The organism is Proteus sp. LHD240705 (assembly GCF_047921555.1).
GTDB lineage: Bacteria > Pseudomonadota > Gammaproteobacteria > Enterobacterales > Enterobacteriaceae > Proteus.
The window spans coordinates 215707-238076 of record NZ_JBLRMI010000006.1 but is presented as its reverse complement, the minus strand read 5'-3'; the positions used below and the strand labels follow the sequence as shown (position 1 = coordinate 238076).

The 22370-nt window shown below is 39.0% G+C and carries 18 protein-coding genes; 8 read left to right on the top strand and 10 right to left on the bottom strand.

The window, feature by feature from the left end; genetic code table 11:
- Positions 1-148: 148 nt before the first annotated feature.
- From pilQ to ACNART_RS13165, 4 genes are read right to left on the bottom strand one after another with little or no spacing between them, the layout of a single operon-like run.
- Positions 149-1252 (bottom strand): type IV pilus secretin PilQ, encoded by a 1104-nt coding sequence (gene pilQ / locus ACNART_RS13180; RefSeq protein WP_198620161.1) that lies wholly within the window; start codon positions 1250-1252, stop codon positions 149-151.
- Complete coding sequence (locus ACNART_RS13175; RefSeq protein WP_368927978.1) at positions 1249-1779, bottom strand: hypothetical protein; 531 nt, start codon at positions 1777-1779, stop codon at positions 1249-1251. Before ACNART_RS13175 ends, pilQ begins: the two co-directional genes overlap by 4 nt.
- On the bottom strand, positions 1776-2345 hold the full coding sequence (locus tag ACNART_RS13170) for a fimbrial assembly protein (protein ID WP_368927977.1): 570 nt from the start codon (positions 2343-2345) through the stop codon (positions 1776-1778). Before ACNART_RS13170 ends, ACNART_RS13175 begins: the two co-directional genes overlap by 4 nt.
- Complete coding sequence (locus ACNART_RS13165) at positions 2333-3157, bottom strand: hypothetical protein (protein ID WP_198626256.1); 825 nt, start codon at positions 3155-3157, stop codon at positions 2333-2335. The genes ACNART_RS13170 and ACNART_RS13165 overlap by 13 nt, the downstream gene beginning before the upstream one ends.
- Before the next feature lie 115 nt (positions 3158-3272).
- Between ACNART_RS13165 and mrcA the strand changes: the two genes are divergently transcribed.
- Positions 3273-5807 (top strand): peptidoglycan glycosyltransferase/peptidoglycan DD-transpeptidase MrcA, encoded by a 2535-nt coding sequence (mrcA, locus tag ACNART_RS13160; RefSeq protein ID WP_109374166.1) that lies wholly within the window; start codon positions 3273-3275, stop codon positions 5805-5807.
- A gap of 50 nt (positions 5808-5857) precedes the next feature.
- Here the strand turns inward: mrcA and nudE are convergent, their stop codons facing one another.
- The gene (gene nudE, locus ACNART_RS13155; protein WP_109374167.1) at positions 5858-6406 is read right to left on the bottom strand and encodes an ADP compounds hydrolase NudE; all 549 of its coding nucleotides are present in this window, start codon (positions 6404-6406) and stop codon (positions 5858-5860) included.
- Positions 6407-6759: 353 nt separating this feature from the next.
- Between nudE and umoB the strand changes: the two genes are divergently transcribed.
- From umoB to pckA, 4 genes are all read left to right on the top strand, one after another.
- Positions 6760-8868: a flagellar biogenesis regulator UmoB gene (gene umoB / locus ACNART_RS13150; protein WP_109374168.1), complete on the top strand. Its 2109-nt coding sequence runs from the start codon at positions 6760-6762 to the stop codon at positions 8866-8868.
- Between the two features lie 71 nt (positions 8869-8939).
- Entirely contained in the window at positions 8940-9353 is a 414-nt protein-coding gene (hslR, locus tag ACNART_RS13145) for a ribosome-associated heat shock protein Hsp15 (RefSeq protein WP_368927976.1), read from the top strand.
- Between the two features lie 26 nt (positions 9354-9379).
- Positions 9380-10264 carry an Hsp33 family molecular chaperone HslO gene (hslO, locus tag ACNART_RS13140; protein ID WP_198629948.1) on the top strand — a complete coding sequence of 295 codons (885 nt, stop codon included), beginning with the start codon at positions 9380-9382 and terminating at the stop codon, positions 10262-10264.
- Between the two features lie 204 nt (positions 10265-10468).
- On the top strand, positions 10469-12088 hold the full coding sequence (gene pckA, locus ACNART_RS13135; protein WP_198620156.1) for a phosphoenolpyruvate carboxykinase (ATP): 1620 nt from the start codon (positions 10469-10471) through the stop codon (positions 12086-12088).
- 172 nt (positions 12089-12260) lie between these two features.
- Here pckA and ACNART_RS13130 read toward each other — a convergent pair whose 3' ends face one another.
- Together ACNART_RS13130 and ACNART_RS13125 are read right to left on the bottom strand one after the other, a co-directional pair.
- Positions 12261-12962 carry a pirin family protein gene (locus ACNART_RS13130; RefSeq protein WP_109374170.1) on the bottom strand — a complete coding sequence of 234 codons (702 nt, stop codon included), beginning with the start codon at positions 12960-12962 and terminating at the stop codon, positions 12261-12263.
- A gap of 541 nt (positions 12963-13503) precedes the next feature.
- Complete coding sequence (locus tag ACNART_RS13125) at positions 13504-14712, bottom strand: NAD(P)/FAD-dependent oxidoreductase (protein ID WP_160230820.1); 1209 nt, start codon at positions 14710-14712, stop codon at positions 13504-13506.
- A gap of 309 nt (positions 14713-15021) precedes the next feature.
- On the opposite strand from ACNART_RS13125, the gene pitA reads away from it, so the two are divergent.
- The gene (gene pitA, locus ACNART_RS13120; RefSeq protein ID WP_198620170.1) at positions 15022-16521 is read left to right on the top strand and encodes an inorganic phosphate transporter PitA; all 1500 of its coding nucleotides are present in this window, start codon (positions 15022-15024) and stop codon (positions 16519-16521) included.
- Between the two features lie 67 nt (positions 16522-16588).
- On the opposite strand, the gene uspB is transcribed toward pitA, so the two are convergent.
- Positions 16589-16921: a universal stress protein UspB gene (gene uspB / locus ACNART_RS13115; RefSeq protein WP_160230819.1), complete on the bottom strand. Its 333-nt coding sequence runs from the start codon at positions 16919-16921 to the stop codon at positions 16589-16591.
- Positions 16922-17327: 406 nt separating this feature from the next.
- On the opposite strand from uspB, the gene uspA reads away from it, so the two are divergent.
- The gene (gene uspA, locus ACNART_RS13110; protein WP_023583131.1) at positions 17328-17759 is read left to right on the top strand and encodes a universal stress protein UspA; all 432 of its coding nucleotides are present in this window, start codon (positions 17328-17330) and stop codon (positions 17757-17759) included.
- Between the two features lie 256 nt (positions 17760-18015).
- Positions 18016-19356, top strand: a complete 1341-nt coding sequence (gdhA, locus tag ACNART_RS13105; protein WP_196533884.1) for an NADP-specific glutamate dehydrogenase — start codon at positions 18016-18018, stop codon at positions 19354-19356.
- Positions 19357-19432: 76 nt separating this feature from the next.
- On the opposite strand, the gene rsmJ is transcribed toward gdhA, so the two are convergent.
- Complete coding sequence (gene rsmJ / locus ACNART_RS13100) at positions 19433-20179, bottom strand: 16S rRNA (guanine(1516)-N(2))-methyltransferase RsmJ (protein ID WP_198626259.1); 747 nt, start codon at positions 20177-20179, stop codon at positions 19433-19435.
- Between the two features lie 3 nt (positions 20180-20182).
- Complete coding sequence (gene prlC, locus ACNART_RS13095; protein ID WP_368927975.1) at positions 20183-22225, bottom strand: oligopeptidase A; 2043 nt, start codon at positions 22223-22225, stop codon at positions 20183-20185.
- Between the last annotated feature and the right edge of the window lie 145 nt (positions 22226-22370).

The window sequence follows — 22370 nt, the reverse complement described above, 5'->3', positions numbered from 1 at the left end:
AGCTAACCCTTGTAAGCTAAATCGTCCTCATCGTCAAATCTATAAATACTGATTATAAGAAAAAACAATGAATAACTCTCAGTTTAACTCTAGTGAAAAACATGTAGTGCTTTGTATTTTATAATAAAAATATTTATCACATAAAAAATTATATTAATTTGGGTGTAATAAAAATAACCAATTCATGGCGACTGTGTTGATCTCTTTTATGACTGAAAAGTACGCCTAGTAATGGAATAGAGGATAAGAAGGGGATCTTTGCTGTGTGTTCTTGTTGCTTTTGCTGAAATATACCTCCTAACATAATGGTTTCTCCATCGCGAATAGTCACTTCTGTGCTGATCTCTTGTTTATCAATAGAAAGATGTTCACTTCCGCCTTGAACAAGTGCAATACCTGGTGTGTTTTGACTAATTTTAAGTATTAACCTTATCTTTTTATTTCTTTGAATAATGGGCGTTACTTCCATACCCAAGACGGCTTCTTTAAATTGTACTCGTGTGATTTCATTATCTCGACTGACATAGGGGATCTCCGTTCCTTGTTTGATGGAGGCTGTTTTTTCATGAGCGGTTGTTAGCCGCGGACTGGCAATAATAGATAACTGTTTCTCTTGTTCTAACGCACTTAATTCAAGCTCTAATAGGCGCCCATTAATTCTAGCAATATTAAATGCAATATAGTGAAGAGGGTTTTTGGTGTTTTGATGGAGTGATAATGCAGAAAGTGAAGGCGTTGATAGCGCTGAATTAAGCGAGGAGGTTGTTGAAATAGCATTAGGTATGGTAGATGCTGCTTCGGTTTGTGTTTTTAATGCTTGTAATCCCCATTGAGTACCTAATTCATTTAGAGCATCCTGACTGCTACTCACAATATGTGCGGTGATATGAACTTGTTGTTGTGGGGTGTCCCGTAATTTTAGCCAATCCCCAATTTCAGATAGTGTTTTACTATTATCAACTATTGAAAGACTATTCGCTTCTCTATCAATAATAACTCGCCCCTGCTGACTTAGTAATGGAATAGTGTGATCACTTAGTTGTTCGCCTAGTCTCTCAGCATCAGCATAATTTAAAGGATAAAGTTGGTGATGTAATTCTTCAGGTTGTTCTGTAGTAGATGTTCGCTCTTCAATAAAGGTAGATGATATCTTTTCATCATCGCTATTCTCAGGAAAGAAGGGGTCTCGAGTGTGAGCCCAAATGGTGGTTGTCATCATATATAATATGACGATTAAAATTCCTATCTTCATGATATATCACCCTGTATTGCACTAGGATAACTTAGCTCTGTAAAGCTCATTTGTACTGAAATTAGATGGGTTTTTATTGGAACAATATGCAGAGAGATCAGCGCTAAACTTGTTTGACTGAGGTATTCCAATAGTGTTAAAAACTGTGGGTAAGACAAAGTAAAAGTGAGTTTATATAAAGAGTTAGGCGTGTTTTCCCAAATCTCTGGTATAAAATGATAAGTCATTAGTAAGCGTTGTAATTGCTCACTAACCGGTGGGTTATCGAATGGAATGTCATAATCTATTTGTTGTGTGATTAGTGAATTAATAGATGGCATTGTGTCTAATGTGCTTTGATAGTGATTAATACGCTTTAGTCTTTGTGCTATTTCTAGGTGTTGTTGGGCTATCTCTTGCTGGTAGTCCGTGTAGATAAAGAGGTAATAAAATAGCAGGGTAATAAAAGGTATCATTAAGCTCAGTAAAGTGAGTTTCCACTTAGGTAGAAACGCAATAAGTAACAACCATTGTGCATTTATTTTCATTGGCTTCCCTCATCTTCTTTATTCCATCGCTCTTGTTCTTCTGATTTTCCGTTTAAATGCACTTCTGTGTAAGACGGATCAGCTTTGTTTTGTTGTAAATAACTCAACGTTAAAGAGGCTAAAACAGAGTGACTTTTAAGGTTGGTAATAAAGGAGAGTGATTGTGTATTGGGGAGTGTGAGATGCAGTGAGCGTTGATTATCTGCCTCACCATAGTGGCTAATCCAACCAGTTGAGGGAAGATGGGTTTCGATAGCTCGAAAGAAGCGAATGTAATGTAAATAGCGCAACCAGTTTTGATAATAGAGTGAATAGTGCTGATAGTGTAAAAGTGTTTGTTTTTTCTGTGTTTGATATATATCGACCTGTTTTAGTAATAAATCTTCTTGTTGCTGAGTTTGGCGTTGTTGATCTGTTATGAGTGATCGTTTTTGTGCCAAATGGTAGGTGTAATAGCTACAAATAACGAAAGTGATCGTGACCAATGATAGCGTTTGAGAAAGCCATAACAATGCTTTTTGTCTAAATAAGCTGTGGCGCCAAGGTAGGTAATTTACTTGATACATAGCACCTCTTCAGGGCGTAATGCCAAACCTAATGCAACAAATGGAATGAGATCTTTATCTGACGTTGTTTTAAATAAGTTGAGGGAAAGATTGGGCCAAAGAGGCATCAACTGGCTAAAATATTCTTCATTATCACCCGTTAAATAACACTGTTTTAATGGCCAATGGTATTTTTCTATTAACTGATAAATACAAGCTTGTTGCTCTTGTTGGTTTTCATAGGTGAGAGTGCCGTAATGGGGCATATTTTCATCAGATGATACCCAAAGTAGCGTTTTGTTTTTACAGTACAAAAGGGGATTCTGAGGTGAGATGCCGAGGTAAGTTGCTAAATAGCGTAGTGCACACGCTGGGGTATCAATCGCAGTTATTGTTAAGTTTATTCGAGAAAATAAGTCAATATACTTATCTAAAATCGTTTTATGGCACAGGTGAATAGCGAGTTTCCCCTTATTTTGCCGATAATCAAAATTAACAGGGATTTTCGTATTTTGTGTGTAAGATGTGGCTCGTAGTTGCGCCAACCGATAACATGCTGCTGATGTAAGGGAAACAGCATGAGGCAGTGGGATAATTTGATAGTTTTCATAAATATCCGGTAGAGAAAGCGTAACATTATTAATAGAAGGTAATTTTTTACGCCAACCCATTAGGATTTTTCTTAATTTTATATCATTTAAATCGTCATTAAGAGGTAAAGGGAATTGCCAAAATGCACTGATCTTCCATTGTTTATTCTGCTGAAATACCAAAACTGCATTGATATGATGAGTGTTAATTTCAATACCAATCTGGTAATTGTGTGTTTCCATAAATGATATCCATATCTATTGATGAGTAATTGCCTATTTTCAAAGAGGCGTTACCTTTATACTACGCACTGTTTGTTTATAAACCGCCCAATTCACACTACATGGGAAATTTAAGGTGAAGTTCTTAAAATATTTTTTCATCTTCGTTTTTGCTTGCATAATTTTGGGAGCAGCCTCGATATACGGTATGTATAAGTATGTTGAGCCTCAGTTACCCGATGTCGCGACATTAAAAGATGTTCGTTTACAAACCCCTATGCAGGTATTTAGTGCAGACGGAGAGTTGATTGCGCAATACGGCGAGAAACGTCGTTTACCGCTAACATTGGAGGAGATGCCTCCTCAACTTATTAATGCTTTTATCGCAACAGAAGATACGCGTTTTCGTGAACACCACGGTATTGACCCTATTGGGATCTCGCGTGCTGTTGTAGTGGCATTAACATCAGGACAAGCCTCCCAAGGCGCTAGTACCATTACGCAACAATTAGCTCGAAATTTCTTTTTAACGCCTGAAAAGAAATTAATGCGCAAAATAAAAGAAGCCTTTTTGGCGATCCGCATTGAGAAAGAGCTCACTAAAGATGAAATTTTAGCGCTGTATTTAAATAAAATTTATCTGGGTAATCGTGCTTATGGTGTGGGTGCTGCCGCTTATGTTTACTTTGGTAAAAGTGTTCACGATCTGAGCCTTAATGAAATGGCTGTGATTGCTGGCTTACCTAAAGCACCTTCTACACTTAACCCACTTTATTCTTATGATCGTGCCTTAAAACGTCGTAATATCGTTTTACAGCGTATGTATGAAGAGAACTATATCACTCGCGCACAATATGAAAGTGCAAGAGCAGAGCCTATTGTTGCGAAATACCACGCACCTCAAATTGATTTCTCAGCGCCTTATCTAACCGAAATGGTGCGTATGGAGATGTACGAGCGTTATGGTGAAAATGCCTACACTGATGGCTATAAAATTTACACCACTGTGGTTCGTAAAGATCAATTAGCGGCAGAAAAAGCCTTGCGTGATAATGTTATCGACTACGACATGCGTCATGGTTACCGTGGTGCTCAAGAAGTTTTGTGGAGTGAAGGGCAAACACCATGGGATAACGAAGCTATCAACAAGAAATTAAAAGGGATCCAAACTTATGGCCCTTTAATTCCAGCTGTTGTGTTATCTGCTGATGCGAAAGAAGCCAAAGTCATTTTAAAAACGGGCGACAACATTACGCTAGATTTAAAAGCGGTTCGTTGGGCACGTAAATTTATTTCTGACACCTCTCAAGGCGCAACACCAACAAAAGTTGATGCCGTTGTGCATGTTGGTGAGCAAATTTGGGTACGTCAAAATAACGAAAAAAGTTGGGTGCTAGCGCAACTTCCGGGTGTTAATGCGGCATTTGTTGCATTAGATCCTATCAATGGAGGGATTATTGCGCTTGTTGGTGGTTTTGATTTTGAGATCAGTAAATTTAACCGAGTTTCTCAATCTTTACGCCAAGTCGGTTCAAACATTAAACCTTTCTTATATGCTGCTGCATTAGATAAAGGATTGACGTTATCGACACTGCTTAATGATTTACCTATTAGCCGCTGGGATGCTGGTGCAGGAACAGATTGGCGCCCTAAAAACTCACCGCCAACTTATGCCGGCCCTATTCGTTTACGTCAAGGTTTAGGCCAGTCTAAAAACGTGGTGATGGTACGTGCAATGCGCGCGATGGGCGTGGATTATGCTGCTGATTATCTATTACGTTTTGGTTTCCCTAATCAAAATATCGATAGAACAGAATCTTTAGCATTAGGATCACCATCATTTACACCAATGCAAATGGTACGAGGATTTGCTGTTATGGCAAACGGCGGATATCTCATTGAGCCTTACTATATCCAACGTATTGAAAATGCTGATGGTGAAGAGCTGTTTACTGCAAAACCAAAGATAGCTTGCCCGGATTGTACTGATATCCCTGTTATTTACGGCGATACCATGCGTTCTATTGCGTTATCTGATGACTATATGGAAAACGTTGCTCAATCTAATAAATCTCAGCCAGCAGCTGCTACGCCTGAAATTGAATTAGAACAAGCACCGTTAGCTGAAACTGTAAAAGAAAGCCCTTATGCACCACACGTTATCAGCACACCACTGGCTTACTTAATGCATGATGCATTAAGGACAAACCTTGTGGGTGAACCGGGATGGTCTGGTACAGGTTGGCGTGCTGTTCGTGATCTTAAACGCCAAGATATTGGTGGTAAGACCGGAACAACAAACAGTTCTAAAGATGCATGGTTCTCTGGATATGGTGCCAATATTGTTGCCACAGCTTGGATTGGCTTTGATGACAGTAGCCGCAATTTAGGTCGAACTGCCGCGAGTGGTGGGGAAGCGGGTGCTAAAACAGCGCAACCTATTTGGAATGACTTTATGAAAGTGGCTCTGGATGGTGTCCCTGTTAATATGATGCCTGTGCCAAAAGGTGTTGTGGCTGTTCAAATTGATAGAAGAACAGGAAAATTGGCAGGTGATGGCCCTTCAATGAAAGAATATTTTATTGATGGGACTCAACCGACAGAAAGGGCAAAAAATGAAGTAGGAACACAGATTTTTGAGGATAATGGCGAATCTAACGAGTTATTCTAATTAATCGAAAATAAAAACCGGATGTTAAAGTCCGGTTTTTTATTATCTATTTATTTTTGTAATAGATAGCGGTGAGCTAAGAAGAGAGCACTGACACTACGAGCTTCTGTAAAATCTGGGTGGTCGAGTAAATCCATCATTTTGGCGATAGGCCAACGTATTTGGATTAGTGGCTCAGGCTCATCACCTTCGAGTTGCTCTGGATAAAGGTCATGCGCAATGACAATGTTCATTTTGCTAGAAAAGTAAGATGGCGCCATAGAAAGCTTTGCGAGTTCTATTAATGAGTGGGCACCATAACCAATTTCTTCTTTTAGTTCGCGGTTTGCGGCTTGTAGGGCATTTTCACCAGGATCAATGGCGCCTTTGGGAAAACCAAAGTCGTAATTTTCGATACCTACGGCGTATTCACGAATAAGAATAAGATTGTCATCAATAATAGGAACAATCATAACAGCTTCACGATTAGCGGGTTTCATTCGCTCATAAGTGCGCTTTTCTCCGTTGCTAAACTCCAGATTAACGGATTGGATCTGAAATAATCGAGAACGGGCGATGTTATCAATGTTTAATATATTGGGTTTTTTTAGTTCTTTCATAACAGTCCCTGGCAGAATAGAGATTAACCTGAATTTAACACATTAATGACAAAATAAATCTAACAATTAGATTTAGCTTTTAAAGGAAAATTGAGTACACTCCGCTATCAAATCTAGTTATTTATTGATTTTTTGAGAATATTATTATTTATTGATTCGCTATTTTACCCGAAGATAGCATTGTTAGCGGATATAAACTTGATTATAGATATAAATTATAACGCGACTGCAAAAATATAATCTATTGTATTTAAATAAAAAATAGAACAAAAGAATAGGAATTGCCTTATGTTAGGCAGGGTTTTAAATTTGTTATTGTTACTACGCAGCATCAGTATAAGCATGGGGAAAAAATGAGATTATCAGTCATTATATTGGCTATCTTGATGATAAGCCTATTTATAATGGCCGCCTTTCTATTCTTTAAAAGAAGGCGGCTTGATGGCTCACATCATCTCCCATCTCTCGCTAAACCTACTTATCGCAAGCTCACTTCTGATGACTATGGGCTTATTAGTGATTATTTATCTTATTTTGGTACATCAAACTTCTCTTCTGGCTATTCATTACAAAACTTCCCCGAAATGCCAATTAAAGGCGAAGTCGTTACTACATTAAGAAATATCGTTAATCGCTTTGCAGGTTCTAGTGAAGGATTAAATCATTGGCGTTACTATATTGATGCTGTAGAAATTCATATTCCCCCGCTGCTCGTTCCTTATCTTCAGCAAGAAAACGTTCTTGATGTTGTCTGTACCCCTTCGATCCCCATCGTTGTTGGTGTGAATGGACATTTCTTAAAAGATGAAAAAATTCATTTTTCTGCGCTAAGTTTAAAACAGCTGTCTGAACCGATATTGGCAAATGGTTCATCAACTATCCAAAAGAACGAAGGTGATGCGGCTCACTTATTACAAATCCGAGAAGAAACTAACGAAGAATATCGATTACATAACTCATCTGGTTTTTGGGATGGCTCTTTTATTTGTATAGGGCTTACGTTGTGTCTAACAGCCTTAATGATGCCTCAAGTTTTTCTTCCTTGGATCCTAGCGACTGGTGGTGCTTTTCTTGCTGTTGGTATTTTTCTGATCCACAACCCTTTAATCAAACCACGTAAACAAGAAATCCACTGTTTTAAAGGGCGCTTAAAGCGCTGGGGGCTTTTTGGTAATTTTGATCATGGGCAGGTAAAAAATGTTTCTTTAGGGGGGATTGATCTTGTTTACCCGCCTCATTGGGAGCCTTATATCCAAAACGATATTGATAAGGTGACCTATTTAGAAATGTATCCAAACCATCATGTTGTAAAACAAGGAAATTACCTTTCATTACATGATGAAGAGAAAAATTATCCTTATAAACGATATATTAAAAATATTATTTTCGTTTTTTGGAGTTTGTTTATTATTGGAATGTTGTATCTTTATCAGCCACTTTCTCTTTCTATGAAACTCAGCTTTTCATGGCTTAAAGATACTGAACCTCATTTAGTCACCAACTTTACCGAGTTGGAAACAACCGATTTGCATGTCGGAGATATTATTCAAGCTAAAGGGGTTGGGATGTGCTACATGCCACCTAATTTATCAAGTAAGAATAATAAAACGATTTTTGCACCTTTTGATTGCTCAGGGATTTATTGGAATAACAGTAATCCAATGCCAATGCCTGAATCGAGCACGATAGAAAAAGCTGCCGCTTTATTGCATATGGTTGAAGAGCAATTACACCCTGTTTCTAATAACAGAGTTAACCCAAGTTTAGGCCAAGCGATAACTAAATCTGGGATGAACTTGTTAGATAATTTTGATGGCATTGTGTTGAAAACACAGGATTTATGTCCACGAGAAAATGAATGTATTCGGCTAAAAATGGCGCTAGTTAACTTAAGTAACGTCAATGATTGGACTGCATTAGTTCAACGAGCTGAAAGTGGAAAATTAACCGGAACTAATGTTTTATTGCGTGCAGTGAGTGCTGAGGCCTTGGAAAAGCTTATCGACACCACCACATCTTCTTTTATCTACCGAGAAATAGATAAAGCCGCAATACTGTTAAACAGTCCTCCACCAGGTGGTGTGCTGTTAATCAGTGATGAGAGAAAACAACTTGTTGATTACGCTTCAAGTTCAAATTCGGTATTTGAACCGACCCCGTTAGAACAGTGGCGAGAACTACAACGTTTATCTGATATTTTATTACACACGCCTTTTGATACCGGAGGTGTCATAACAGGCATGGTTATCGATGCAAATGGCACGTTACAGATATTTTTACATAGCCTGCCAGACTCGATGACAATGTTATATTACATCGGTAATACGTTATTATTGTTTCTTGCTATCGGGTTCTTAATATTGAACCTATTTCTTATCATCCGGCGCCGGCGACAAAATAACCAACGCATGAATAAAATCAGTCTCTATTATGAGCACTGTTTTTATCGCCCTCCTCAGTAAGTCCCTTGTTGTGGAAGGCTATGTGTTTACACTATCGCCTTCGTAAAGAAGTTGAAGTTAAGGAGAAAGGGATGAGTCAACCATCACAAGAAAGTGGTGTCCGCTTAGATAAATGGCTTTGGGCTGCTCGTTTTTATAAAACGCGTGCCATTGCTCACACAATGATTGAAGGTGGTAAAGTCCATTACAACGGTGTGAGAGGCAAGCCAAGTAAAATCGTTGAAGAAGGCGCAGAAATACGCCTACGACAAGGTAATGATGAACGGACGGTAACCATTCTCATGGTGAGTGCACAGCGACAAGGTGCTACACAAGCGCAGACACTCTATTGTGAAACACCAGAGAGTATTGCTAAAAGAGAAAAAATTGCTCTAGCAAGAAAAATGAATGCGTTAACAATGCCTCATCCTGAGCGTCGCCCTGATAAAAAGGAAAGACGCACCTTACTTCGCTTCAAACAGACAAATTTACAAGAATCGGATTAACCGATTCCCTGAAATGAGAGAAAGTTATGTCTAAAAAAGACGCTTTATCACGTTTTTTATTTGAAAAAAACGCGGTACGTGGTGAATTGGTCAATGTGACTGAAACCTATCAATCAATGCTTGAAAATCACCATTATCCTGAGCCAGTTCAATGCCTTTTGGGTGATTTGTTGGTGGCAACGAGTTTGTTAACAGCAACGCTTAAATTTGAAGGAGATATTACAGTTCAAATACAAGGCGATGGTCCAGTACGATTGGCGGTTATTAATGGCAACAATAATCAACAAATGCGTGGTGTTGCGCGTGTAGGTGATGATGTTAAGGCTGGAAGTACATTAAAAGAGATGATCGGTAATGGTTTTATGGTCATCACGGTAACGCCTGAAAAAGGTGAACGTTATCAAGGTATTGTTGCTCTTGATGGTGAAACTATTGAAGCATGTATTGATAACTACTTTAAGCAATCAGAACAGTTACCTACACGCGTATTTATTCGTAGTGGTATGCAAGCGGGCAAACCAGCCGCAGCGGGTATGCTATTACAAGTATTGCCTGCATCAGAAGAGTTCACAGCAGAACATACTGCTGAACATTTTGAATTGCTCACACAGTTAACGCACACAATTAAAGCTGAAGAGCTATTTACGCTAGATACTAAAGAGATCTTACATCGCTTATATCACGAGGAAGATGTCACTCTTTATGATCCTCAACCTGTTGAATTTCATTGCACTTGTTCACGTGAACGCTGTGAAAATACATTAGTAACATTGTCGAAAGAAGATGTAACTCACCTGTTGCAAGAACAGGGAAATATTGATATGGAATGTGAATATTGTGGAACTCATTATATCTTCAATGAGAATGATATTAATAATATCAATAAGTTGAGCGACTCTGAATTGCACTGATTCGATTTAGCAAGTCAGTTTTATCAAAAGGACGCCATTTTGCGTCCTTTTTTATTCAACAATTTTTCTGTAGTTTTGTGCATTAGCTCTCGTTCTTAACATAAAAAAATTATAAATTTTCAAAATATTGATAACAATCGCTGTTAATTACTCGTAACACCTTAATATTATTCGTAGAAAGGTCTATTTATCAGGAGCGAAACTATGAGCGTTAAAGGTCTTACCCCTAAGGATCTCCAGCAGTACGGTATTAAGGACACGAGTGAAATCATTTATAACCCAAGTTATGAACTGTTATTTAATGAAGAAACCAAGCCTGGATTAACAGGTTACGAGCGAGGCACACAAACCTCGTTAGGCGCTATTGCCGTTGATACAGGTATATTTACTGGACGTTCTCCGAAAGATAAATACATTGTTCGTGATGATGTTACTCGTGACACCGTATGGTGGGCTGATCAGGGTAAAGGTAAGAACGATAATAAGCCACTTTCACAAGAAGTGTGGACTGACTTAAAATCATTAGTAACCAATCAGCTATCAGGCAAACGTTTGTTTGTTGTCGATGCATTTTGTGGTGCGAATGCGGATACACGTTTGAAAGTTCGTTTTATCACAGAAGTTGCTTGGCAAGCGCATTTTGTTAAAAATATGTTTATTCGTCCTGAACAAGAAGAGCTGGAGAATTTCACACCAGACTTCATTGTGATGAACGGAGCGAAATGTACAAATCCAAATTGGAAGGCGCAAGGTCTGAATTCAGAAAACTTCGTTGCTTTCAATTTAACTGAACGCATTCAGTTAATTGGTGGTACTTGGTACGGTGGCGAGATGAAGAAAGGTATGTTCTCTATGATGAACTACTTCCTTCCTCTTAAAGGCATAGCTTCTATGCACTGCTCCGCAAACGTTGGCGAAAGTGGTGATGTTGCTATTTTCTTTGGTCTATCAGGCACAGGTAAAACAACCCTTTCAACCGATCCTAAGCGTAAGCTAATTGGTGATGATGAACATGGCTGGGATGATGACGGTGTGTTTAACTTTGAAGGCGGTTGTTATGCGAAAACAATCCACTTATCAAAAGAAGCCGAACCTGATATCTATGGTGCAATTAAACGTGATGCACTGTTAGAAAACGTGGTTGTGTTATCTGATGGCTCTGTTGATTTCGACGATGGTTCGAAAACAGAAAATACTCGTGTTTCTTACCCTATTTATCATATTGATAATATCGTTAAACCCATTTCCAAAGCAGGTCACGCTAAGAAAGTTATTTTCTTAACAGCGGATGCTTTTGGTGTGTTACCTCCTGTTTCACGTTTAACACCAGAACAGACGCAATACCACTTTTTATCAGGTTTCACCGCTAAACTTGCGGGAACTGAACGTGGTGTGACTGAGCCAACGCCAACATTCTCGGCTTGTTTTGGTGCGGCATTCTTATCTCTGCACCCAACACAATACGCTGAAGTATTGGTAAAACGTATGCAAGCATCAGGTGCTAAAGCCTACTTGGTTAATACAGGTTGGAACGGTACAGGTAAGCGTATCTCTATTAAAGATACACGCGCTATTATTGATGCCATCTTAAATGGTGATATTGATAAAGCACCAATGAAAACACTGCCAGTATTTGATTTAGAGATCCCAACCGCACTGCCAGGCGTTAACAGTGAAATATTAGATCCTCGAGATACTTATGCTGATAAAACGCAATGGGATACCAAAGCAGACGATCTTGCCGATCGCTTTGTGAAAAACTTTGATAAATATACAGACACCCCAGCGGGTCAAGCGTTGACTAAAGTTGGGCCAAAACGTTAATTTTTATTAGCATGAATAAAAACACCAAACTCATAGGATGTTTGGTGTTTTTTATTTGAGATCTTTGAGATAAAAAAAATCCCTGAAATGCGAGAAGATTTCAGGGAATAGAAAGAAAATAAAGTGAAATTGTTTATTAGAGAAAAAGTGACTTTAGAGGGTGATAACCCAACTATGCTGTTACTGGAGGTAAATCAAACAGTAAAATTTCACTGTCCTCATCACCAACGAAACGGATCATATCTTCATTTGCGATAGCCACACCATCACTGGTGGTCGCAATTATGTCATTAATCGTTATTTTGCCTTTCACAACTTGTAGCCAAACATTGCGTCCTGTTTCAGCTTGATATTGTGCTTCTTCACCTTTTTTCAGGTTCCAGCGCCATAACGTCATATCTTGAAAGACTTTTAAAGAGCCATCACGGGCATCTGGCGATAAAATAAGCTGTTTGCTCACTGTTGTATCAAAACGACGTTGATCGTAACGTGGTGTGATACCGACGGTGTTTGGCATAATCCAAATTTGGTAAAAATGCAGTCCTTTATCACTATTTGGATTATATTCTGAGTGAGTAATACCTGTACCTGCACTCATTATTTGAAACTCACCTGCGGGAACATTTTCTTTATTACCCATGCTGTCTTTATGCTCGATATTACCTTCAAGCACATAGGTTAAAATTTCCATGTCTTTATGTGGGTGAGTACCAAAACCTTCACCGGGTATTACGCGATCTTCATTAATCACTCGTAGTGCAGAAAATCCCATAAAATCACGATCGTAGTAATTTGCGAAAGAGAAGGTATGCCAGCTATCTAGCCAACCATGATTAGCGTGTCCTCTTTCATTTGCTTTGCGTAGATAAATCATAATGTGTTTCCTTCTCTGAAGTTGTTGAACACAGTTTACTCAATAGCGCAAAGTAAAAAAGCGGAGGAATTTAACCTGAAGATCCAAATAATTTGAATAAGAGAAAACAAAAACATCGAATAAGTTCTAGAAAAGAAAAAGCCAGCACCCGGCTGGCTAAAATAAAACACTGGAAGCAATGTGAGCAATGTCGTTCTTTCATATGACCCTGAAGGTGGTGCATCTGAAAGTGTTATTGATGATAATAGTTCTCAGTATCATTTGTAAAGCCCTTTTTTAAGCAAATTAGAAAAAAGCGCTAAAAAAGTTTTAACTCACTGATTAAAGAGTTGTGTTATTTTAATAATTTTTTAAAACAGTAATATAACCAAATAGTTAACAATATTCTTTATGGGGTCATTTATAGGAAAAAGAAGAGAAAATGTGGCATAGAACCAGAGGAAAGGAAGGGATATAAGGTATTTTTAATCTCTACCGAGAAATACAAGAAGAAAAAGCCATCACTGATTGATGATGGCTGGCTTTTATTATGTGTAATTTATCAGTTTGTTGATTTTGGTGTTGAAATAAGGCTCTGCGCACAGGCATAAGCCGAACTCCACGCCCATTGGAAGTTATATCCACCTAACCAACCTGTGACATCAACCACTTCCCCAATAAAATAGAGTCCTTTTACTTTTGTGGCTTCCATTGTTTTAGAGGAAAGGGCACGGGTATCTACGCCACCTAGTGTGACTTCTGCGGTGCGATATCCCTCAGTACCATTAGGCTGAACTTGCCATTCTTGTAATAACGTTGCAATTTGCGTAATACGTTCATTACTAAGTTGGGTCAGGGAAACATCAGGTAACTGTTTATTTTCTATCATTATTTCAATAAAACGCTTTGGTAATAAGCGAGAAAGTGTATTTTTTAATAATTGATTCGGATGCTCTTGACGTTTTTCTTGGAGAAGGCTTTCAAGATCAATGCTTGGAAGTAAGTTAATACTTACATACTCTCCAGCTTGCCAATAACTAGAAATTTGTAAAATCGCGGGACCTGAAAGACCACGGTGTGTAAAAAGAATATTTTCTTTAAAGCTTGTCCCATTTTTTGCCGTCACAATGGCAGGTACAGCTACACCAGATAGTTGGCTTAATTGCTCAAGTTGGGGTTTATGCAGAGTAAAAGGCACTAAACCTGCGCGAGTGGGTAAAACAGAAAGTCCAAATTGTTCTGCAACTTTATAGCCAAAAGGAGTAGCTCCTAAACCAGGCATAGAAAGACCACCACTGGCAATGACCACCGAAGGTGTTGTGATCGTTTTTCCATCAACAAAAATAGTAAAGCCCACATCCGTTTTCTCGATTTGCGTGACTTCACTACGTAAGCGAACACTTACTTTCCCTTTTTGACATTCAGTGAGTAATAAATCAACAATTTGCTGTGCTGAATCATCACAAAATAGCTGTCCTAGCGTTTTTTCATGGTAGGCAATGTTATGTTTTTGCACTAATTCAATAAAATCCCATTGTGTATAGCGAGCAAGTGCTGACTTACAGAAATGAGGATTCTCTGATAAGTACGCTGAAGGTTCGATATACATATTGGTGAAATTACAACGCCCACCACCTGACATTAGAATTTTACGGCCCGCTTTTTTGCCATTATCGAGGACTAAAACAGATAATCCTGCTTGTCCTACTAAAGACGCACAAAAAAGCCCCGCGGCACCTGCACCTATAATTACTGTATCGTATGATCCCACAATGATGTCTCGTTCTTGGTTTTCTCTGACAACTTAATCAATGATTTTCGCGTAAGATCAGAGTATTTTTGTAAAATTATATGGAGAAATCTGCATTTTTCACCTAAATTCTTATTAGCAAGGAAAAAAATTGTCAGAAATTTACTTTTTTTTTATTTTTATTAATTAAATGATATATAAGGAATTATCTTAAAAAGGTTCTAATTTTCTTGGTTATCAAATCAAAAAAAGGTTAAATTTCGCTTCCACCGTTCGCATTTGTCGCTGATAATGCGCCGCGTTCATGTCCAACTAACTGGCTTAACGTCTATGCTACATTTGTTTACTGACCTAGAATTTCACACAGGTTTGATGTTGGTTTTAGCACTGTTATTTGTGCTATTTTATGAAGCTATTAACGGCTTCCATGATACCGCAAATGCGGTAGCAACTGTTATCTATACTCGTGCTATGCGTGCGCAATTTGCGGTCGTGATGGCGGGTGTATTTAACTTCCTTGGAGTTTTGCTCGGTGGATTGAGCGTAGCTTATGCTATCGTTCACTTGTTACCGACAGATCTTCTGCTGAATGTGAGCTCAGCTCATGGCCTTGCCATGGTCTTCTCGTTGCTGTTAGCCGCCATTATCTGGAACTTAGGTACATGGTATTTCGGTATTCCAGCATCAAGTTCACATACGCTGATAGGTGCTATCATTGGTATTGGTTTAACAAATGCTATCGTGACAGATTCGTCTATCGTTGACGCATTAAACATACCAAAAATGATCAGTATCTTTCTATCACTCATTCTTTCACCAATTATCGGCTTGGTTATTGCAGGCGCGATGATTTTCTTACTGCGCCGTTACTGGAGTGGTACGAAAAAACGTCGTCGTATTCACCTGACACCTGCTGAACGTGAGAAGCAAGATGGTAAGCGTAAGCCGCCATTTTGGACTCGTACTGCACTGATTTTATCTGCAGTTGGGGTGAGTTTCTCTCATGGTGCAAATGATGGGCAGAAAGGTATCGGTCTTATCATGTTGGTATTAATTGGCGTGGCGCCTGCGGGCTTTGTCGTCAATATGAGTGCGAGCGGATACGATATCACCAAAACTCATGATGCAGTTGTGCACTTACAACAATATTATGAGAAACATCAGCCAGCACTACAGCATGCTATTGATAATACACCAGTAGTACCAGTACAAGCTGATGCTAGTGATACAGATTTCCATTGTAATAGCGCAAGAACGCCAATTGTTCTGAATCAAACAGAACAGATGCTTGCAAATATTAGCTCTTATGATGAGCTAACTGCAGACCAACGTGCTCAAATGCGTCGATTACTTATGTGTATCGCTGATACCGCAACAGAAGTGGCTAAATTACCAGAAACTAGCGCCCAAGATGCACGGTTCTTAAAAACATTGAGTCGTGACCTGCTAAACACCGTGGAATATGCTCCGATTTGGATCATTATCGCAGTGGCATTAGCGCTCTCTATCGGGACAATGGTAGGTTGGAAACGCGTTGCAGTAACGATTGGTGAGAAGATTGGTAAGAAAGGTATGACTTATGCTCAAGGGGTTTCTGCGCAAGTAACAGCAGCGGTATCCATTGGTGTAGCAAGTTATACGGGTATGCCTGTATCAACAACACAAGTTCTGTCATCTGCAGTTGCAGGTACAATGATTGTTGATGGTGGTGGTGTCCAATCGAAGACGGTGAAAAATATTGCACTGGCTTGGATCTTAACATTACCAGTTAGCATTGGTTTATCAGGTTTACTTTATTGGATATCACTTACATTTATTGTGAATAGCTGATAACAATAATTACCTAAGTTTGTTTATAAACGGTGACTTTTTAGTCACCGTTTTTTATTTTTATTACCTACCAAAAAAGCATGGCAATTAAACTTGCGACAGCCAAAATACAAAAACGGCTAACAAGATAAAATTGCCGATAAATCCGCTCACAACGCATAATGACTTCAGGATTATGATGACTGACGTATTGGCGTTGGTTGATATAGCGAATTAGTCTTAGTTGTTTTGAAAATTGTCCGTGCATAGTAAAAAATCCATTGCCATCCACAGATTGGTAGAGCAAAGGATCAGATTGGCGCAATATCGTGAGCAATACCCGAATAGATGAAAAATAACGCATCATATTAATCAGGCAAAGAATACATAGCGCCCAAAAGACAACAATGACATTAAACATAATCCCCTCCCTAGAATAATAGATTCTGAGATGAGAAAACCTTTACCAATAAAGGTTACTTTTTTCTCTAATTTAAGTTTAGGTGAAATTAAGCAATAAACAAAAGTGACTTTTTCAAGTTGTTTCCTTTTTCAGAAAAAAAGATAAAAAATAACTCTAAAAGGGTGTTTTTGTTGTTTTTTATACTCAATTCTCATTATTATGATGATATTGTCGGTGAATGACATCGTGCTAATGTAAAATGGTGTATATTGTTATTTATCGATAGATGCTTTCTTGATGAATTTGACATAAGTTGTGATCAAGGCGACATCTAATTTTCATCTTAAAACGTTATATTTAATACATAGGATTTAGGCTTAACAGCCTTTCCAACCGATTAATCAGCTTATGGAAGGAGTTCACGATGGCTTATAAGCATATTCTAGTGGCAGTTGATTTATCCCCTGAGAGTAACGTCTTAGTACAGAAAGCTGTATCTATGGCAAAACCCTATAATGCCAAAGTTTCCTTAATTCACGTTGATGTTAACTACTCTGATCTTTATACCGGTCTAATTGATGTCAACCTCGGTGATATGCAGCAACGTATTACTGATGAAACCCGTAACGCGTTAAAAGACCTCTCTGATAAATCAGGTTATGAAATTCAGGAAACCCTGAGTGGTAGTGGTGATTTAGGCCAAGTTCTGGTTGATGCGATTAAGAAATACGATATGGATTTAGTCGTTTGTGGTCATCACCAAGACTTCTGGAGCAAATTGATGTCATCAGCACGCCAACTAATTAATACTGTGCATGTTGATATGCTAATTGTTCCTCTGAAAGATGATGAATAATAATCGATTGCTTGTTTAAGCAAAAAAAATGCCTGCTTATGCAGGTATTTTTTTTGCCTAAAATTCCTATTTTTCCTGCTTTTAAACCGAGTCAACCTTTTTTTTTTGTCTAATTATGAAAAAAATGTCTTGAAGTGTGAATGTATTTTAATGATATATTCAAGAAGTAAAACAACATCAACCTCACAAAACCCAAAAATATTCCGAATAAATGAGGTTATGCCAACATCACATTACACAAAAAAGGAATAGCTGAATGAATATATCTGGCTCATTATCTTCGTTTTTAGAAGGGGTAGAAAAATATAACGCTCATCAACCTGAGTATCATCAGGCGGTTCGTGAAGTTTTTACCACTTTGTGGCCTTTTTTAGAGAAAAACCCACAATATCGTGAACAATCATTACTTGAGCGCTTAGTTGAGCCTGAACGTATTATCCAGTTTCGCGTCTGTTGGTTAGATGATAAAGGGCAAGTGCAAGTTAACCGTGCATGGCGTATCCAATTTAACTCAGCCATTGGACCTTACAAAGGTGGTATGCGTTTTCATCCATCAGTAAATCTTTCTATCCTAAAATTCTTAGGTTTTGAGCAAACATTTAAAAATGCATTAACTACATTGCCAATGGGAGGAGCCAAAGGTGGTTCCGATTTTAATCCTAAAGGTAAAAGTCATGGGGAAGTCATGCGTTTTTGTCAGGCACTGATGACGGAACTCTATCGCCATTTAGGTGCCAATACGGATGTTCCTGCTGGTGACATTGGTGTGGGTGCACGAGAAGTCGGTTTTATGGCAGGCATGATGAAAAAGCTGTCTAATAGCAATGAATGTGTATTTACAGGTAAAGGTCTTTCATTTGGTGGTAGTTTAATCCGCCCAGAAGCTACTGGGTATGGTTTAGTTTACTTTACTAATGCGATGCTTAAACGTCATGGTATGTCTCTTGAGGGAATGCGTGTAGCGGTTTCTGGCGCGGGTAACGTTGCACAGTTCACTATCGAAAAATGTTTAGAGTTAGGCGCTAAAGTAATAACAGCATCGGATTCAGGTGGTACTGTGGTTGATGAAGCTGGATTTACTACTGAAAAACTCGCTCGACTCACTGAAATTAAAAATAATTATGGTCGTGTTGAAGAGTACGCAAAAGAATTTGGCTTAACGTATCTTGAAGGGCAACAACCTTGGGCTGTTCCTGTTGATATTGCTTTGCCTTGTGCAACACAAAATGAGTTAGATTTGGAAGCGGCTAAAATACTTATCAAAAATGGTGTGAAAGCCGTTGCTGAAGGCGCGAATATGCCAACAACGATTGCAGCAACGGATGCCTTTACTGAAGCGGGTGTCCTGTTTGCGCCAGGTAAAGCTGCTAATGCTGGTGGTGTTGCAACCTCTGGTTTAGAGATGGCACAGAATGCGGCACGTTTAAGCTGGAAAGCAGAGAAAGTGGATGCTCGCTTACATCACATTATGTTAGATATTCACCATGCTTGCGTGAATTACGGTGGTGAAGGTAAGCAAACTAATTATATCCAAGGCGCGAACATCGCAGGCTTTGTTAAAGTCGCTGATGCAATGCTGGCACAAGGCGTTCTGTAAATTTTATCTATTCTGAACGGGTGTTTAACACCCGTTAGATTTAAAATTTATTTATTTTTTCCTAATGTGTAAGTGATTACACACAAGGATAAATATCAAAACGGTGATTTTTTGTAGTTACATTGGCGTGTGCGGGCTGATTATTTAATGGTTCTGCATAATCAGGGCGTTTTACCACAACCCTTTTTTTAGCTAACGTCATTGCTGGTTCTAATAGTGCATCTGCATCTTCATCGGCACCTACTAAAGACTGAAATACTCGCATCTCTTTTTTCACTAATGCGCTTTTCGCTTTATGTGGATACATAGGATCAAGATAAACTACATCGGGTGCTGGTGTGATTTCTGTCAGTGCTTGAGCTGAAGAGGCGTGGATCAGTGTCATACGTTCTTGCATCCATTCACCAATATCAGGATCAAGATAAGCTCGTTTTAAGCCGTCTTCAAGCAACGCCGCGACAACAGGGTGGCGTTCAACCATTCTCACCTTACAACCAATAGAGGCCAATACAAACGCATCACGACCAAGTCCCGCTGTTGCATCAACTACATCAGGTAGGTAGTCTTTTTTAATGCCGACCGCTTTTGCCACAGCTTCACCTCGACCACCGCCAAATTTACGACGGTGCGCCATGGTGCCTTCCACAAAATCGACATAAATACCACCCAATTTAGGTTCATCTTGTTTGCGTAATTCAAGGTGAGTAGGTGTTAACACTAATGCCATAATTTGCGTTTCATCGTGAACTAAGCCCCAACGTTGCGCTAAATCAGATAAGGCGCTGTTATCAGCGCCTTCTTCACAAAGTAAACAGATATTCACATATCATCCTTTAATGCCGTAGCCTTTGAGCATAGCATCAAGTTTCGGCTCACGACCACGGAAGCGTTTGAACAGCTCCATTGGCTCTTCTGAACCACCACGAGTTAAAATATTATCAAGGAATGATTGACCCGTTTCGCGGTTAAAAATGCCTTCTTCAGAGAAGCGAGAGAATGCATCTGCTGCCAGTACATCAGCCCATAAATAGCTGTAATAACCTGCTGCATATCCACCTGCAAAAATATGGCTAAAGGCGTGAGGAAAACGCGCCCAAGGTGTAGAAGGAACCACGGAAACTTTCTCTTTCACACTGTTTAAGATTTCCATAATACGCGCTCCTTTCGATGGATCATATTCAGCGTGTAAACGGAAATCAAACAGACCAAATTCCAGTTGACGTAACACAAACATCGCTGACTGATAATTTTTTGCTTTAAGCATATTATCAAGCATTGCCTGTGGTAATGGTTCACCAGTTTCATAATGACCCGAAATAAAGGCCAACGCTTCTGGCTCCCAACACCAATTTTCCATAAATTGGCTTGGTAATTCAACAGCATCCCAAGGCACGCCATTAATGCCTGCAACATCTGCCGTATCAATCTGAGTTAACATGTGATGTAAGCCGTGACCAAACTCATGGAATAGAGTGGTTACTTCATTATGAGTAAACAGTGCTGGTTTATCGCCTACTGGCTTATTGAAGTTACAAGTGAGGTAAGCAACGGGGTTTTGTAGTGAACCGTCAGCATGACGCATTCTTCCTACGCAATCATCCATCCAAGCGCCACCACGTTTGTGCTCGCGTGCATATAAATCAAGATAGAAGCTACCACGTAAAGTGTTGCTTTCATCATAAAGCTCAAAGAAACGGACGTCGTCATGCCAAGTTTCGATGTCGTTACGTTCTTTGGCTGTTAAACCATAGATACGATGAACGACTTCAAATAAACCACTTAAAGCACGTTGTTCAGGGAAGTAAGGGCGTAACTGTTCATCATCGATTGAGAATAGGTGTTGTTTTTGCTTTTCGCTGTAATAAGCCAGATCCCACGATTCGAGTTTATCAACACCATAGTGTTCTTTTGCAAATTGAGTGAGTTCTGCTAATTCTTCTTCACCTTGTGGATGAGCGCGTTGGGCTAAATCAGTTAAGAAGCTAATTACTTGCTCAGGAGACTCTGCCATTTTAGTAGCAAGGGATTTTTCAGCGTAATTTTTAAAGCCTAGCAGTTGAGCGAGTTCATGACGTAACGCTAAGATTTCCGCCATAATTTCACTGTTATCCCACTGACCAGCATTTGGACCTTGATCAGAGGCGCGAGTACTATAAGCAATGCTCATCTCTTTTCGCAGTTCACGGTTATCTGCGTAAGTCATAACTGGTAGATAGCTTGGCATATCAAGTGTTAACAGATAGCCTTCTTGCTCTTTAGCTTGCGCAATCGCTTTTGCTGCATCAATCGCACTTTGTGGCATACCAGATAGATCGTCTACATTGGTAATTAATTTAGACCAACCCATTGTGGCATCTAATACGTTATTGCCGTATTTCGCACCTAATTCTGACATACGCGCACTAATTTCACCAAAACGCTGTTGTTTCTCTTTTGGTAAACCGATACCTGATAATTCAAAATCACGCAGTGCATTTTCAACCGCTTTTTTCTGAGGTTGAGTTAATGTGTTGAAATCTGCACTTTCTTTAATGGATTTATAAGCTTGATATAAACCTTCGTGTTGCCCCATCCAAGTACTAAATTCAGACAATAGCGGTAAGCTTTGTTCATAGGCTTCACGCAGTTCTGCACTATTTTTAACTGAGTTTAAATGGCTAACAGGAGACCAAACTCGAGACAGTTTATCGCCAGCTTCTGCTAACGGTTGGCAAAGGTTATCCCAGTTAAATTGAGTATTATCAGCCAATAATTTTTCAACTGTTTCACGGTAAGTTTCTAAGACTTCTTTAAGAGCGGGAACAACGTGTTCTGGTTTGATAAGGGAAAATGCAGGTAATCCCGTTGTGCTAAGTAATGGATTTGACATAAAAAACATCCTGTATTTAGGTTTGCAGTGGCGTAAAACACACCACTGAGTTTATTCGTTATAGAGAGTAAGATGAGGATGAAACCGCATAAGTTCAATAGTATCGCGGTAATTATCCGAGGTTTTACTCAAAAATGGGATTATT